This is a genomic window from Candidatus Rokuibacteriota bacterium, assembly GCA_016209385.1.
GTDB lineage: Bacteria > Methylomirabilota > Methylomirabilia > Rokubacteriales > CSP1-6 > JACQWB01.
In genome coordinates this window covers 1-15,635 of the sequence record JACQWB010000147.1, presented here as the reverse complement: position 1 = coordinate 15,635, position 15,635 = coordinate 1, and the positions used below count along the sequence as shown (strand labels likewise).

General features: G+C 66.9%; 15 protein-coding genes. 6 read left to right on the top strand and 9 right to left on the bottom strand.

Features of this window, described 5'->3' with window-relative positions:
- Positions 1 to 1,119: FG-GAP repeat protein (locus HY726_10250; protein MBI4609382.1), on the bottom strand; the 1,119-nt coding region annotated here is incomplete at its 3' end.
- Between the two features lie 1,532 nt (positions 1,120 to 2,651).
- On the opposite strand from HY726_10250, the gene HY726_10245 reads away from it, so the two are divergent.
- From HY726_10245 to HY726_10220, 6 genes are all read left to right on the top strand, one after another.
- Positions 2,652 to 3,458, top strand: a complete 807-nt coding sequence (locus HY726_10245) for a transposase (GenBank protein MBI4609381.1) — start codon at positions 2,652 to 2,654, stop codon at positions 3,456 to 3,458.
- Positions 3,459 to 3,575: 117 nt separating this feature from the next.
- Positions 3,576 to 3,845, top strand: a complete 270-nt coding sequence (locus HY726_10240) for a hypothetical protein (protein MBI4609380.1) — start codon at positions 3,576 to 3,578, stop codon at positions 3,843 to 3,845.
- Positions 3,846 to 4,008: 163 nt separating this feature from the next.
- Positions 4,009 to 4,830, top strand: coding sequence for an alpha/beta fold hydrolase (locus HY726_10235; GenBank protein ID MBI4609379.1), 822 nt, complete (start codon positions 4,009 to 4,011; stop codon positions 4,828 to 4,830).
- 433 nt (positions 4,831 to 5,263) lie between these two features.
- Positions 5,264 to 7,573, top strand: coding sequence for a pyruvate dehydrogenase (locus HY726_10230; GenBank protein ID MBI4609378.1), 2,310 nt, complete (start codon positions 5,264 to 5,266; stop codon positions 7,571 to 7,573).
- Positions 7,574 to 7,577: 4 nt separating this feature from the next.
- A complete protein-coding gene (locus HY726_10225; protein MBI4609377.1) occupies positions 7,578 to 8,087 on the top strand; it encodes a cyclic nucleotide-binding domain-containing protein in 510 nt (169 codons plus the stop codon).
- A 7-nt stretch (positions 8,088 to 8,094) separates the two neighbouring features.
- Positions 8,095 to 9,288: an MFS transporter gene (locus HY726_10220; GenBank protein MBI4609376.1), complete on the top strand. Its 1,194-nt coding sequence runs from the start codon at positions 8,095 to 8,097 to the stop codon at positions 9,286 to 9,288.
- Positions 9,289 to 9,438: 150 nt separating this feature from the next.
- On the opposite strand, the gene HY726_10215 is transcribed toward HY726_10220, so the two are convergent.
- The 8 genes from HY726_10215 to HY726_10180 form a co-directional block, all read right to left on the bottom strand.
- Positions 9,439 to 10,047 carry a hypothetical protein gene (locus HY726_10215; GenBank protein ID MBI4609375.1) on the bottom strand — a complete coding sequence of 203 codons (609 nt, stop codon included), beginning with the start codon at positions 10,045 to 10,047 and terminating at the stop codon, positions 9,439 to 9,441.
- A 133-nt stretch (positions 10,048 to 10,180) separates the two neighbouring features.
- Positions 10,181 to 10,549: a hypothetical protein gene (locus HY726_10210; protein MBI4609374.1), complete on the bottom strand. Its 369-nt coding sequence runs from the start codon at positions 10,547 to 10,549 to the stop codon at positions 10,181 to 10,183.
- A 132-nt stretch (positions 10,550 to 10,681) separates the two neighbouring features.
- Complete coding sequence (locus HY726_10205; GenBank protein ID MBI4609373.1) at positions 10,682 to 11,326, bottom strand: TlpA family protein disulfide reductase; 645 nt, start codon at positions 11,324 to 11,326, stop codon at positions 10,682 to 10,684.
- Positions 11,327 to 11,335: 9 nt separating this feature from the next.
- Positions 11,336 to 12,043: an ABC transporter ATP-binding protein gene (locus tag HY726_10200; protein MBI4609372.1), complete on the bottom strand. Its 708-nt coding sequence runs from the start codon at positions 12,041 to 12,043 to the stop codon at positions 11,336 to 11,338.
- Positions 12,043 to 12,804 carry an ABC transporter ATP-binding protein gene (locus HY726_10195; GenBank protein ID MBI4609371.1) on the bottom strand — a complete coding sequence of 254 codons (762 nt, stop codon included), beginning with the start codon at positions 12,802 to 12,804 and terminating at the stop codon, positions 12,043 to 12,045. Before HY726_10195 ends, HY726_10200 begins: the two co-directional genes overlap by 1 nt.
- Positions 12,801 to 13,835 (bottom strand): branched-chain amino acid ABC transporter permease, encoded by a 1,035-nt coding sequence (locus HY726_10190; protein ID MBI4609370.1) that lies wholly within the window; start codon positions 13,833 to 13,835, stop codon positions 12,801 to 12,803. The genes HY726_10195 and HY726_10190 overlap by 4 nt, the downstream gene beginning before the upstream one ends.
- The gene (locus HY726_10185) at positions 13,832 to 14,710 is read right to left on the bottom strand and encodes a branched-chain amino acid ABC transporter permease (GenBank protein ID MBI4609369.1); all 879 of its coding nucleotides are present in this window, start codon (positions 14,708 to 14,710) and stop codon (positions 13,832 to 13,834) included. Before HY726_10185 ends, HY726_10190 begins: the two co-directional genes overlap by 4 nt.
- Positions 14,711 to 14,779: 69 nt before the next feature.
- The coding region (locus HY726_10180; GenBank protein MBI4609368.1) for an ABC transporter substrate-binding protein at positions 14,780 to 15,635 on the bottom strand (856 nt) is incomplete at its 5' end.

Sequence of the window (15,635 nt, the reverse complement as noted above, 5' to 3'; positions counted from 1 at the left end):
CAGCGCGACGCTGCCAAAGTCTTGGGAACTCGGGGTCACCGAGAGGACCGGATTCGTTGGCGACACCGCGGTGCCAGTCACCACTGCCGAGACGTTGCCCCCGTTGGAGGTGAAGGTGACACTCCCGTCAAAGGTTCCTTCCGCCGGGGGCCTGAAGCGCACCACCACCGCATGGCTTTGCCCCGCCCCGAGGCTGAAGGAGCCACCGGAGACGATGCTGAAGGGGGAGACGATGCTGAAGGGGGGGACGATGCTGAAGGGAGTGGAGGCGCTCCCGGACAGGGTCCCGCCACCCGTGTTCCGCACCGTGAAGGTCCGGTCCGCTGAGCCTCCCAGCGCGACGCTGCCAAAGTCTTGGGAACTCGGGGTCACCGAGAGGATGGGAGTCCGGGGCAAAAAGCGCGAGAAAGATAGAGGCGTGTCGCCGGCCACGCCAAACACGACCCGCTGGAACGAGGAGTCGCTGGAACGCAAGATGAACCACTCGCCAGTGGCGGGACGGTAGACCGCAATGTCGGCCTTCCCGTCCCCATCGAAGTCGCCGGGCACAGGGCTATCGCCGGGCCCGCCCCACTGCTGCTGCTCGACCGAGGTGCTGCCCGAGCGCAGGATGAACCACTCCCCCGTCGCGGGCCGGTAGATGGCAATGTCGGCCTTGCCATCCCCGTCATAGTCCGCCGGCACGGGAGTATCACCCAGGGCCCCCCACTGCTGCTGCTGGACCGAGGTGCTGCCCGAGCGCAGGATGAACCACTCCCCCGTCAAGGGCCGGTAGATGGCAATGTCGGCCTTCCCGTCGCCATCGAAGTCGCCGGGCACCGGGGTGTCGCCGGGTCCGCCCCACTGCTGGTGCTGGACCGAGGTGCTGCCCGAGCGCAGGATGAACCACTCCCCCGTCAAGGGCCGGTAGATGGCGATGTCGGCCTTCCCGTCCCCATCGAAGTCGCCGGGCACGGGGCTATCGCCGGGCCCGCCCCACTGCTGCTGCTGGACCGAGGTGCTGCCCGAGCGCAGGATGAACCACTCCCCGGTCGCGGGCCGGTAGACCGCAATGTCGGCCTTGCCGTCGCCATCGAAATCCAGCGGCCCGCAGGACGCGACGAAATCCACGCCGATCACGGTGCCTCCTCGAGTAACGGTCACTTGTCGGCTCAACGGGTTGAACGTGCACCCGGATTTACTGGGGGTGACCGGGAAAGTGAAAGTATCTCCAAAAGATTCGGTTAGAAAAGCGGAAATCGTATAGTTACCATTTACGTCCGTTTGCGCTTGCCCCCCGAGGGTCCCGGAGAAGGCGCGCACTGTCACACCGCTCAGGCCTGCACTCCCTAACGTAACGCGACCGGAAATCGTAGCGGTCTGAGCAGCGCACGACGCGACGAAGTCCACGCCGACGCTGCTTCCGGAAACAGATACGTCTCGGCTAGCAGGACTGAACGTACAGCCAGATTTGCTCGGAGTGACCGTGACGCGGGAAAAAGAGGAAGTCAAGACAGGAGTTGGTACGTTGATCGTGTAATTGCCACTGGCATCTGTCTGGGCTTCAATCGTCTGGGAGCCGAAGCTAACGAACACGGCCCGAACGGTCACGCCGCTCAGACCTGCGCTTATACCCGCGACCGTAACCCGACCCGAGACCACAGAGGAACCATTTAACGCTTGGACAGACTCGACATTAAAGCCATCTCCGCCGCCCTGGGGATTACCGGACAAACAACAGCTCCCGGAGTCTACGATCCGAACGAAGCGAGCTTCGGTTAACCCGACAGCCGATAAGTTCAGTTTGAAAGAGGGCCCGCCCGGCCCGATGAACCCAGGAAATGCTTTGAACGACACCCCATCCGCGCTGACTAGAACCTGAGCCCGGTTGTCCGCTTCTTGGGCCCCACTAACTGGTGGAAACGCGTTAATCTGGAGGTCATCGCCAGGCCCGTCAATAACGACATTGTCGACGAACTTCAAGGTTATCTGACCCCCCAGCCCGAGCGAGACCGTCGGTCCGTCGTCGGGCGGGCCGAGCGCTCTCAGTTCATCACCAGGAGCCGGAGGAGGAGTCCCAAACAAGAATTTGCCCGGGATATAGGAAACGACGCTGTCGACAAAGGAATCCGCGAGCACGGGCCGGCTTAGCCCGAAGACAAGGATTCCGATGGCCCCAATAGCAAGAAGAATTTTCTTCGCCATAGTCAGGACTGGCGTGAAGCGCCCACGACTATCGTGGTCAACGGATGCGTCGAAAAACAGTTTGGATCACTGCTGTCCATTCCTGCCAAGACGATTGTTGGCGGGATTCCTCCTTCTCGCGAGCCGGGATCGATAGCCCGGGCTGTGGCGCAGCATCTGTGCGTTGCTCCCCGCTTGGGGGCGCGGCCGGCGGCTCGTCCGAGCCTCAGAGGCATGGGTCCACCAGCCATCTATTCGCGCACAAGCGCCGGCACATGATGTCGGTCCTGAAAGACCATGGACAGCTCGGGAACGCCCGCATCCGGACGAGGCGCATGCGATGGGCCACGAGCGCCTGCAGGTCGCGGCATGTCGGATCCGGCACCCAAATGGCGAGGACCCGATGCTGCTTGAGCAACTGCAAGCAGTGGGCGGGCGAGGGCTGTGCCAGGCCCTTGCCCTTCCTCGGCCGACGCGGCGCCAGCGAGATGACGCGCGCCAAGGCGGCCCTCGCCGGACTGACGCGGGACACGCTGTTGGTCGGCGACCGGCTGTACTGTACGGTGGACTTCTTCGCGGCCGTGCAGGCCCAAGGCTGCTGGGGGCTGTTCCGTCGCAACCGGTTGGTGGGACTGCACAGGCTCCAGCGCCTGCGGAAACGCCGCCATGCGGGCGGCTGTCTGGAGGACTGGCTGGTGCGGGCTGGCTCGGGCGTCTCGGCACCGATCCAGACGCTGTGCTATATCCGGTGGCGCCAGGGCGGGACCCGCTACGAGCTGCTGACCAACGTCTCGGAGCTCACGCGCTTGGCGGCCGAGGAAGCCTTGCTGCTCTACCCGGCCCGCTGGCGCATTGAGCGCATGTATTTCGATCTGAAGGAAGTGCTGAATCTCAACCGCATCTCCGCGGCCAACCCGCACGCCGTGGCCATGCAGGTCTACGCCGCGGGGCTCGTGTACAACGTCATGCGCGTGGCGCAGAGTGAGGTGGGGGAGACGGCCGGGATCGAGCCCGAAGAGATCTCGCCCGCGAAGTTCTACCCGAAGCTCGCAGCGGCCTGCCACAGCTACGTGGTCAGCCAGGCGATGGTCCACGACATCCGGCGGCTCAATCCGCGCACGCGCCTGCGGCTGCCGGATTGGCGCACCCGCCGCTGCGCCAGTGTCCCCCTGGCTGCCATCCGCGTCGAACGCCGCAACGGATCACGCCGGAAGCGTCGCTACTGTCCCGCACGACGCCACTGGAAATCGTTCGTTCATGTCCGCGGGGGCCGAAAGTTCGTTCGTTTATCTTAGCGGCGATGAAGGTAAGCTACACTTGAGCGCTTCTCGTTGTCAACCTCAAACAAGAGCCGCGGATTGCGCGGCCCGTTGGGCTCGGGCTATAGTGAACGCCGCGTTTGTGGAGGCGGGATGGACGGGCCCAAGCTGATGTCAATGAAGGAGACCATCGCGCGGTTCGTCCCCGACGGTGTCTCGGTCTGCATGGGGACGGGCCTCGAGGCGGCGATCCCGTTCATCGTGGGCCACGAGCTGATCCGCCAGGGCAAGTGCGACCTCACGCTGATCTGCCCGATCTCGGACATGGTCTTCGATCAGCTCATCGGGGCCTGGTGCGCGCGGCGCGTGATCGGGGCGTGGATCGGCAACCCCACCGCGGCACCCGCGGCCGCGGAGTTCTAGATCGTCCGCGCCTGCGACCCGCAGGGCTTCTGGACCCGGTATTTCGATCCGAAGGGCTCCCGACGAGCCGTCGGCGTGGCAGTTCGAGCCGAGGGGCTGCCGACGAGCCGAAGGCGAGGAGAGCCACGAGGCGAGGCCCGAGTATATTCGAAGGAGGCGCACCATGCCATACGCGAAGACCGACGACCGTGTGAAGATCTACTACGAGGAGCACGGCCGCGGGTTCCCGCTGGTCCTCGCCTACGGGATCGGCGGCAACACGACGATGTGGGAGCCCAACATCAAGGACCTCTCGGCCTGCTACCGGCTGATCCTCTGGGACCCGCGTGGCCACGGGCGCTCGGACAGCCCCGAGGACCCCGCGCGCTACTCCTTCCGCCGCTGGGCGCTCGACCTCCGAGATCTCCTGAATCATCTCGGGGTCCGCAAGGCGTACGTCGGGGGGCTGTCCATGGGTGGCGGCATCGCCACGCGCTTCACCCTCCTCTACCCGAAGCGGGTGGCGGCGCTCATCGTGACGAACTCGTCGTCAGCCTCGGGACTCCCCATGTCAGCCGAGAATCTCGTCATGCGCGCGCGGAGCATCGAGATCACGCTCACCAAGGGGATGGATGCGATGGCCGAGTTCGCCATGGCCGCCAACCCGAATGTGACCGCGCGCCTCCAGCTCGACCCCAACGCGAAGGAAGAGTTCTATGCCATGTATCGGGCGCTGACGCGGATCGGCTATGCCAACGCCCTGCGCGCGCTGATCGCGATGGACCACATCACCGGGGAGCTGCCGAAGATCCGGGTCGCCACCCTCCTGATCGGCGGAGATCAGGATCCCTCGCTCGGGCCGATGAAGGTCATGCAGAAGAAGGTCAAGGGCTCGAAGCTGGTCGTCCTCTCGCCGGCCAGCCACTTCGCCAACCGGGACCAGCCCGAGGCGTGGAACCGGGCGGTGCTGGAGTTCCTGGCCCGGGTAGACCGGCGGGGGCGGTAGCTGGACGACCCATACGAGCCAAAATAGGTCCGTGAGATATACTGAAGGTTGTAGCGGTCGAGGAAACTAGGGGCATGGGACTCTTTCGCATTTCGGGGCGATTGACAGGGCCCACGGGAAAGAGCGAAGTGGTCGACCTCCTGGTTGACAGCGGAGCGACCCTTCTGGTAGTGCCTCGCCCCCCTGGCCGAACGCCTCGAACTCAAGCCATCCCGGAGGCAGCCCGTTGAAATCGCTGGCGGCCAGGAGGAAGTCTGGCCCGTTGCCGAAGCACGTCTCAGGCTCGATGAACAGGAGGTCACGACCCCCTGCTTCATCGCCCCCGGTGGACCGGCTCTCCTCGGAGCCGTGGCCCTCGAAAGCTTGTTCCTGGCGGTCGATCATGTGGCGAAACGCCTGGTGAGCGTCAGAGGTTTCGTGGGCTAGGCGATAGATGTCAGGCCGGTCCCCGCGGGGCGAACCGGAACTCGCCGTCCTGGATCGCATCCAGCGGAAGGTGCTCTGGCTCAGCGCCTACACGGTCCACCACGCCAACTTCGTCCGCCCCAACCCCGACGGGATAAAAGTGGGCGGCCACCAGGCCTCATCGGCATCCGCAGTGAGTCTCCTGACGGCGCTCTACTTCAAGGCGCTCCGCGCCGGGGACGTGGTCGCCGTCAAGGCTCACGCCTCACCCGCCTTCTACGCGATCCAGTGCCTGCGCGGCCGGCTCCCGGCCTCGGCACTCCAGGAGCTGAGGAGCTTCGGCGGGCTCCAGGCCTACCCGAGCCGGCAGAAGAACCCAGAGGTCGTGGACCTCGCCACGGGCTCCATGGGCCTCGGCGCGGTCCAGGCGACCTTTGGCGCTCTCGCTGCGCGCTATCTGACTGACCACTTCGGTGTCAGTACCCCTGAGCGCTTCATCGTCATGGTGGGCGACGCCGAGCTGGACGAGGGAAATGTCTGGGAGGCGATCATCGAGGAGGCCGTCTCCCACCTGGGCAACGTGCTCTGGATCGTGGACGTGAACCGCCAGAGCCTCGACCGGGTCGTGCCCGATACGCGCGCGCGCCAGCTTCCTGAGCTGTTCAGCGCCGCCGGCTGGCGCGTCATTGAGCTGCGCTGGGGCTCCAGGCTGCGGAAACTCTTCGCTGAGCCTGGTGGTCACCGCCTCCGCGCCCGCCTGGAGGCGATGCCCTACACCGAGTACCAGAGCCTTCTCAGGCTCCCCCCGGGCGCTGGGAGGAAGCTCCTCGTGAGGACTCCCGACGGCGACACGGACGCAGTCCTCGACAAGCTCCTCGCCGCTATCCCCGACGAGGAGCTTGCAGGCCTGGTTGCAGACGTCGGCGGCCACGACCTCAAGCTGATCCTGGACGCCTTCGCCGAGGCCGACGAGCCCCGCGACCGCCCGTGCGTGATCCTGGCCCACACGATCAAGGGATGGGGGCTGCCTTTCGCCGGCGACCCCCTGAACCACACGATGCTCCTGACCACGGCCCAGATCGAGGAGCTGCGCCAGTCGCTCGGCATCGCCCCGGGTGAGGAATGGGCAGGGTTCCCGCCTGACAGTCCCGAGGCCGAGCTGATCGCGAACCTCCCGCCGCTCTTCTCCCCGCCGTCAGCCTCGAGCCCGCCACAGATCCCCGAGAGACTCGACGAGACCTATCCCGCCGAGACCTCCACCCAGGAGGCCTTCGGCAGGGTCCTCGGAGCACTGAGCCGGCTTCCGATCGCCGACAGGATCGTGACGGTCTCGGCCGACGTGGCGGTGACGACGCACCTGGCCGGGTGGATCAACCGCAAGGGGATCTACTTCCCGCGCGCCAAGCCCGACTTCTTCGCCGAGATCCCCCAGGCCGTCCGGTGGAAGGAGTCGCCGGCGGGACAGCACATCGAGCTGGGGATCGCCGAGCACAATCTCTTTCTCCTCCTGGGAGCCCTCGGGCTCACCCACGAGCTGTCCGGCGTGACGCTGCTCCCCATCGGGACCCTCTACGATCCGTTCGTCGGCCGGGGACTCGACGCCCTCTACCATGCCCTCTACTCGGGCGCCCGGTTCGTCGTCGCTGCCACGCCGTCGGGGGTGAGCCTCTCGCCGGAGGGCGGCGCCCACCAGTCGGTGATCACGCCGGGAATCGGGATCGGGCTCCCCGGCATCGTCTACTTCGAGCCCGCCTTCGCCCAGGAGGCGGAATGGATCCTGCTCGACGCGCTGCGATGGCTCCTGGACCGTCGCAAAGGCCAGAGCCTCTACCTCAGGCTCTCCACCAAGCCGATCGACGAGCGCCTCGCGCCCGGACCGAGCCCTGAATACCGCGCCCGGGTTCTCGGCGGCGGCTACCGCCTGATCGACCGGCGCGGCGAAGCCGGCTACGACCCCGAGGACAACGCCGTCCACCTCTTCGCGGCGGGCGTGATGGTCCCCGAAGCGGTGGAAGCCGGCCGCGCCTTACGCGAGCAGGGCATCTTCGCCAACGTCTTCGTGGTCACGAGCCCCGACCGGCTCTACCGGGGCTTGAGAGGTCCGCGCCCATACCTGGAGCAGCTGGTGACCGCCGAGGAGGAAGGGGTCCCGGTCGTCTCGGTCCTCGACGGCCACTCCCACGCGCTGGCCTTCATCGGCTCGGCGCTCGGCGTCCCGCAGATCCCGCTGGGCGTGGACGACTTCGGCCAGTCGGGAGCGCGCCAGGACCTCTACCGGCACTACGGCATCGACGCCGCGGCCATCGCGCGCGCGGCCAGGCTCCTCGTGGGAGGATAGCGCCATGGAAATCGTGACGAGGATGATGGACGGTTCGCTCCCGTACAAGTTCGAGGAGGGTCGCGCCGGCTTGCCCACCCCGGGGCCTCCCCTCCGCCAGGATGCGAAGATCGAGTACCTCCAGAGAGTCCCTGTCTTTGAGGGTTGCTCGCAGCGACAGCTGCGCGCCCTGGCCCGGATCACCGGAGTCCTCGATGAGCCTGCGGGCAAGGTCCTGACCCGCGCCGGCGAACCCGGAACGGAATTCTTCCTGATCGTCGACGGCAGCGCGCGGGCAGAGGTCTCGCCGGAAAAGCACGTGCCGCTCCGGCCGGGGGATTTCTTCGGCGAGATGAGCCTCCTCGACGGCGGGCCGCGCTCGGCGACCGTGGTGGCCGAAACGCCCATCCGCCTCCTCGTGATCGACCGCCGTAACTTCTGGAGCCTCCTGACCGAAGTCCCGCGGTTGGCCCACACGCTGCTGGTGACGCTCTCGCGCCGCGTGCGCCAGGCCGAGCAGTCGCTGAAGGGCTAGAGAAGGCATGGACAAGCCCCGCGCGCGCGCCACGCTCGCCACTGCCTGCGCGACCCACTTCCTCCACGACGGCTTCTCCGAGATCATCTACGTGCTGCTCCCCGTCTGGGCCCGCGACTTCCGCCTCACCTTCGCCCAGGTCGGGCTGCTCAGAACCGCTTACAGCGGCGGGATGGCGGCCTTTCAGGTCCCGGCCGGAATCCTTGCCGAGCGGTGGGGGGAACGCGGCCTGCTGGCGGCGGGGACGGCGGTCACGGCGACGGGGTTTCTCGTTCTCGGGCTGGCCGGCGGCTTCGCGAGCCTTTTCACCTTCCTGCTCCTGGCCGCGCTCGGCTCCGGAGTCCAGCACCCGCTCTCCTCCTCGCTCGTCTCCAAGGCCTACGAGACCGGCCCGCGGCGGATCGCCCTCGGTACCTTCAACTTCTCCGGGGACCTGGGCAAGGTCACGGTCCCGGCCCTCGTCGCCCTCGCCATGGTCGGCATCGGCTGGCGCCGGGCTGCAGCCGGCTACGCGGCCATCGGCCTCCTCGCGGCACCCGCGATCTTCCTCCTGTTGAATCGCCTGGGCGCCGGCGCCGGGCGGGGCGTGCAGGACGTTGACGGCGCGTCCGGAAGCGGGTGGGGCATCAGGGACCGTCGGGGGTTTCAGGCCCTCTCGACTATCGGCATAATCGACAACTCCACCCGGACGGCGTTCCTGACATTCCTGCCGTTCCTCCTGATCGCCAAGGGGTCGAGCGTGGAGGCGGTGGGATTCGCCCTCGCCCTGGTCTTCGCCGGCGGGGCGACGGGGAAGTTTGTGTGCGGGGCGATCGCGGAGCGCGTTGGCGTGATCCGCACGGTGGTCCTGACCGAGCTGGTGACCGGTGGGGGAATCCTCCTGCTGCTGGCGCTCCCTCTCACCCCCGCGCTCGTCCTCCTCCCGCTCCTCGGCGTGGGGCTGAACGGCACCTCCTCGGTGCTCTACGGCACCGTGGCTGACCTGGTGACGCCGGAGCGCCGCGCGCGCGCGTACGGCCTCTTCTACACGCTTGGCGTCGGCTCGGGGGCGCTGGCCCCCTTCCTCTACGGCCTGGTCAGCGACTGGGCCGGCGTGCCGGTGACGCTGGGGATCATCGGCCTCGGGGTGCTCACCACGATCCCCTTGAGCCAGCTCCTGCGTGTGCCGGTAGCTCAGGAGGTCCCGAGCCACCCGCTCTAGTTTGACTCGGAGGGGGGCTTCGCCCCCCTTCCGAACCTCCCCCCCCAGAATGGGTTGCGCGGGCAAAGCCCGCGCTCGGAGTGGAACATCATGAACTCGGCGGTGTGGCTCAGGCAAGCCGCGCGGCTTACCGGGGCGGTCCTCTAGCGGCTAGATCTCGATCGCCTCGTCCAGGAAGACTCTGTATGCCTGGGTTTTGGGTTTCTCCTGATCCTCTGACCTGACGTAGCGAATCGAGCTCTTCCCCTTCAACGCCGCCGGCAGGATCATGACCCTGACGAAGCTCGTCAGCTCGCTCGGCGACGCCTCAGCATAGACGGGATCAGGCCCCCTCTCGAACCACGCCTCGCCAGGACGGATGCGGAGCTTTTTGCCGGCCGCCTCAACGCTGAACTCGCCCCGGAGAAGGCAGCGGATACCCGACCCCTGATGGGTGTGAGTGTAGGCAACGCCGCCCGGCGGGAAATCGACCCGATCGCACCGCATGAGGTACTTCGCGCTGGGGTCGAGGTCGATCGAGCGGGCAAGCTTGAGCGTCGAGACGACGCTGCCGCCCGATGCCGGCTCCTCGTCGGGGTCCTCGGCGCGTGCCAGCTCCCAGCGCCAGAGGCACGCGGAGGCCGACTCCGCCCTAACCCGGCAGGCGCCGCTCCCCTGCCAGGCGGTGTTGGCCACGAGCCTCATCGAGCCCATACCCACAGTCACCGTGGCTTCCCCTTCCACGAGGTAGAGGACCCGGTTCCGAGCTGGAAGGCTCAAGCCAGCTCCGGCGCCCCCTGCGAGACGATCGTCAAAGAGCCGCAGCTGGTAGTGGCTCAATGGTGCTTGCGGATTCCCCTCTCGATGAGATCGCCCACTCCTTCCGCTCGACGCTCAGAGAGGAAGAGTGCGCTTAGAATTCTCGGAGGCGCTGCTCCAGCTCCTCGATGCGAGCCTGGAGCGCGGCGACCTGGCGCTTCAGCTCTGCGACGCCTCGCTCGAGGATCTCACGCTTCACGGTCTCGTCAGCCATCCATCGCTCGATGCGCCTCAGAGCTTCAGCGATCGCGTGATATTCCTGTTCCAGCCGTTCGAGGCGACGATACAGCTGGTCGAAGTGTCCCAGGATCTCCCGGAATTGCTGCTCCGACCGCTCCTCGAGCGTGGTCAACCGGCGGTCAATCTCGCCGAAGTGGTGGTCGACCTCAACAAACCGCTGGTCAATTTCGGCGAATCGCAGCCCAAGGAACTCAACGAGTTGCTGGTATTCGCTGGCCGTCATCGGAGAACTCGGTGCGCTAGTCATACCCCAGTACGCAAGACAGTTCAAGTGTATCGAAAGCCAGGCAGGGCCATGCCCGGACGAAGCCCGTAAGCTCGGCGGGTGAAGCTTGTCGCTCTGTGAGGGTCGAGGTCAATGCCCGGGACGCGAGGCGGCGGGCAGGAGCGTTTCGAGGAGCGCCAGCATCTCCTTGCTGTCCCACTCCCTGAGACCCTGGGCCATGCCCGCCACCTCGCCGCTGGGCTTCACCAGGAACGTGGCAGGAAGCCCCGTGACACGCCACGCCTGCGCCGTCGCCATGTCGGGATCGAGGAGGATCGGGAAGGTCAGCTTCTTGCCGCGGACGTAGGGCTCGATGAGGGAGCGCGGCGCTCCTCGGTCCAGGTTGACGCCCACGACAACAAGACCGCGGCCCTTGAGCTTCTGCCAGAGGCTCTCCAGAGTCGGCATCTCCACTTCGCACGGCGTGCACCAGGTGGCCCAGAAGTTGAGGACGACCAGCTTGCCCGCGTAGTCCTCGAGCGCCGCGCTCCCGCCCTCAAGGGTGGCCAGCCGGAAGGCCAGGCCGCGCTGCCCCTCCTTGAGCTCCACGATGCCGGCGCGCTCGAACGGGTCGAGCGCAACGGGCGCATGGTGGCGGCGGCCTCCCTCCTCCCCGGGCTTCCGCCCCGGCAGGGCCCAGATGACCGCTGCGGCGAGGAGCACGAAGATGGCCGCCCGCGCCAGTCGTGCCCGCCAGCTCTCGCCGAACACGACCGTCGAGCCCCAGGCACGCACCGCCCGCTCCTAGACGCCCAGCTTTTCCCGGGTGACGGGGCTGTCCCTGAGAGCGCCGGAGCTACCCTCAAAGACGATCAGCCCCTTCTCCATGACGTAGCCCCGGTCGCAGACATTCAGGGCCATCCGCGCGTTCTGCTCCACCAGGAGAATCGTCACGCCCAGGCGCTTGAGCTCGGCGACCATCTCGCGGATGTGGCGGACCAGGCTCGGCGCCAGCCCCTGCGTCGGCTCGTCCATCAGGATGAGCTTGGCCCCGGCCATCATGACCCGCGCGATGGCCAGCATCTGCTGCTCCCCGCCGGAGAGGGTCTTGCCGGGCTGGTTCAGGCGCTGGCGAAGGATCGGGAAGTGCTCGAAGACCCGTTGGAAGCGCTCGGCGCTCAGCCCGGATGTTCTCCGCTTGGCGGCCGAGAGCCCCAGCTCCAGGTTCTCGCGCACGGTCAAGCCCGGGAAGATCCGCCGGTTCTCAGGGACATAGCCCACCCCGAGCTGGGCGATCTCGTGCGGGGTGAGGCGGGTCAGGTCCTGGCCCTGGAACTCGATCTGCCCGTGGGTCGGTTTGAGGAACCCCATGATGGTCTTGAGGAGCGTGGTCTTCCCCATGCCGTTCCGGCCGAGGAGGGCCACGGTCTCGCCGTCCTCAACCCTGAGCGACACGCCAAACAGGATGGGGGTCGCGCCGTAGGCCGAGTGCACGTCCGCCAGCTGGAGCATCAGTCGGCCCCGCCGAGGTACGCCTCGATCACCGTCGGGTCGTTCCGGATCTCCTCCGGCCTGCCCTCGGCGATCTTCTCCCCGAAGTGAAGCACGGCGACTCGGTCGGAGATCCCCATCACGACGCTCATGTCGTGCTCGATGAGGAGCACGGTGAGGTCTCGCTGCGCCGCCACCTTCCGGATCAGCGCCGTGGCCCGCCTCGTTTCGCCCGGCGTCATTCCCGCCGTGGGCTCGTCTAGGAGCAGGAGAGCCGGCGCGGTGGCCAGGGCCAGGCAGATTTCCAGGTAGCGCTGCTCGCCGTGCGAGAGGTTTTCGGCCAGCTCGTAAGACCGCCCCTCCAGCTCGAATGTGCCGAGCAGCTCCATGACCTCGGCCCTGACGTCCGAGGTGCGCCAGAGGGCGGCCAGGCGCCCCTGCTCGGGGGCGCGGGACTGGGCCGCCACCCGCACGTTCTCGAAGACCGAGATCTCGGGGAAGATGTTCGTGATCTGGAAGGTTTTCGCGATCCCCTTGCGGTTGATGGCCTCGGGCGGAAGTCCTGTGATCTCCTCCCCGCGGAACCTCACACGCCCTTCTGTCGGCGGGTAGAGCCCGGTGATCACGTTGAAGAGGGTGCTCTTGCCGGCCCCGTTTGGGCCGATCACGGAGAAGACCTCCCCCTTTCTCACCGCGAAGCTCACGCGGGAGAGGGCCGCCAGGGCGCCAAAGTGCTTGGAGACCTGCTCGACTTGGATGAGCGGGCCGCCGTCGGTGCTCACTCTAACTCTCCGGCAGGGACGGTCTGGACCGCAGCGCTCGGGGCGCGGCGAGCGCGGCGACGCCGGAACAGCCCGACCAGGCCTTTTGGCATGAACAGCACGATGAGGACCAGGATGATGCCGATGATCAGGAAATGGAGGCCGGCGCCCTTCTCGGGCGAGAAGCCGAGGAGCTGGTAGAGCCGCGGGGCGTAGGTGCTGACCTCCTCCTGGAGCAGGATGAAGAACACGCCGCCGATGACTGGGCCCACCAGCGTGCCGATCCCGCCGATCATCACCATCACGATGGCCTCGCCGGAGATGGTCCAGAGGAGGAGGTCGGGGGTCGCGTTGGCGAGCCGCACCGGGTAGACGGCGCCGGCCACGCCGGCCAGCAGCGCGGAGATCAGGCAGACCGCCATCTTGTAGCCCCGGACGTGGTAGCCGAGGAAGCGCGCCCGGTCCTCGTTCTCCCGGATGGCGATCAGGACCCGGCCGAAGTGCGACTCCACCAGGGTCCGGCAGAGCACGTAGGTGAGCAGGAGCAGGATGAGGACCAGGTAGTAGTTCTCGAGCGGCGAGCCGAGGGTTGAGGCCGGCACGCCCGGAATCAGGTGCGGCGCCTCCAGCCCCTGGATCCCGTCCGACCCGCCGAAGGTCTGGGTGTAGCGGAAGAAGGTGTACACCACCTCGGCGAAGATGAGCGTCAGGAGCGCGAAGTAGATCCCGCGGCGCGTGGTGGCGAAGTAGGCCACGACGAGGGCGTAGACCCCGACCACCACCACGGCGGCGCCGAGACAGAGCCAGAGCGAGCGCACCCCGCGCTCCAGCAGGATCGCCGTGGAGTAGGCGCGGAGGCCGAGAAAGGCGGCGTGGCCGAAGGAGATCATCCCCGTGTAGCCCATCAGGAGGTCCAGGCTCATGGCCACGATCCCGAAGAGGAGGGCGTCGAAGGCCAGGTTGAGTCGATACCCGGTCATGAACGGCAGCGCCGGCAGCGCCGCCAGGATGGCGAAGGCGAGCCACATCCTCCAGCCGAACCGGCCGATCATTCGAGCACCCCTTCGCGCCCGAAGAAGCCGCGCGGACGGACGATCAGGACGAAGATCATGATGGCGAAGATGGCGATCGCGACCCGCTGGGGGTTCATCCAGAGAGAGAAGAGGCTCTGGGCCTCGCCGATGACGAGAGCAGCCAGCACGGAGCCACCCATGGAGCCCATGCCGCCCAGGATCACGACGATGAAGGCCAGGAGGATCCATTCGACCCCCATGGTCGGGTAGACGGTGATCACCGGCGCCAGCAGGAGCCCGGCGAGAGCCGCCAGGGCCGAGCTGCCGGCGAAGGTCAGCGTGAAGACGCGGGGGACGTCGACGCCCAGCCCGTCCAGCATCTCGGCGTCCTGCACCGCGGCGCGCACGATGATCCCTGCTCGGGTCCGGGTGAAGAAGAGCCAGAGGATCAGAAGGAGGAGCAGGGAGAAGCCGAGGAGGAAGAGGCGGTACTTCGGATAGATCATCCCGAGGAGCGGGACGGAGCCCGTGATCGGCTCGAAGATCCGGCGCATGTCGCCGCCCCAGACCTCGCGCACCACCTCGCGAAGGCCGAGGGAGAGGCCGAAGGTCAGGATCAGGCCGTAGAGCGGCTCGCGCCGGTAGAGCGGGCGGAGGGTCAGTACCTCCGTGAGTGCGCCGAGGGCCCCGACAGCCAGCGGCGCCAGGACCAGCGCGACCCAGAAGGACTCCGTCAGGCCGATCACGACGATGCCGGCGTAGGCGCCGAGCATGAAGAGCTCGCCGTGGGCGAAGTTCATGACGCCCAGGAGGCCGAAGATCACGGTGAGCCCGAGGGCGAGAAGGGCGAGGGCGGCGCCGAAGAAGAGGCCGTGGAGCGCCTGCGGCAGGAGGACTGCGGTCACGTACTCCATAATGCGAGAGGGGGCGCCCCCGGTCTCGCCGGGAAGCGCCCCCTTGGGATCGCCCTTAGGCGAGGCGCGTCACTTCTTCTTGATCTCCCACGTGAAGCCGGGGATCGGATCCTTCCCCACCATCGGCTCACCGATGGCGTCCGGTCCGCTAATCCGGACGATCGGGACGTTCTTCCCCTTCTCCACCCGGTAGAGGTGCATGTCCATCACGACCTGGTGGTCTTCCTTCCGGATGCACTGGCGGCCGATGTGGGTGTCGTCGAGGCACATCCCCTCGAGCGCCTTGGCTACCTTGTCGGCGTCAAAGCTCCCCACCCTCCTTACCGCCTCGGCCCAGAAGATCACGCCGTCGTAGGCACCCGCGGCGATGTTGGGGTCAACCCCCCACCGTTTCTTGAAGCGCTGCACGAACGCCTGCATGTCCTTGTCCGGGTTGTAGGGCGAGAAGTGGTTGAGCTGGATGAACCCCTCCATCGCGTCGGCGATGGCCGGCAGGTCCTGCTGGAGCAGGAAGCAGTCGATCCCCGCCAGCTTGTACTGCTTCGTCATGCCGAAGCTGTGCAGCTGCGTCATCAGCCGGAGCGAGTCGGTCCCCGCGAAGGCCAGGAAGAGCACCTCCGGGTTGGACGCCTTGATGGCGCCGAACCACGGGGTGAAGTCCTTGGTGTCGAGCGGAGCGCCCGCCACCCCAACGATCTCGCCACCGAGCCGCTCGATGGCGATCTTGAACTGGCGACCGTCGGACTGCCCCATGGCGTAGTCGGTGTAGAGGAGGTAGACCCTCTTGCCCATCTTCTCGACGATGTACTTGGCCAGCCCGTTGGCTTGCATGCGTGAATCGGGCTGGTTGGCGAAGTAGTAGGGGTGGAACTTGGTCGTCCGCATGAACTCGGCGCAGGAGACCGCGTTCCAGTGGAGCGTCTTG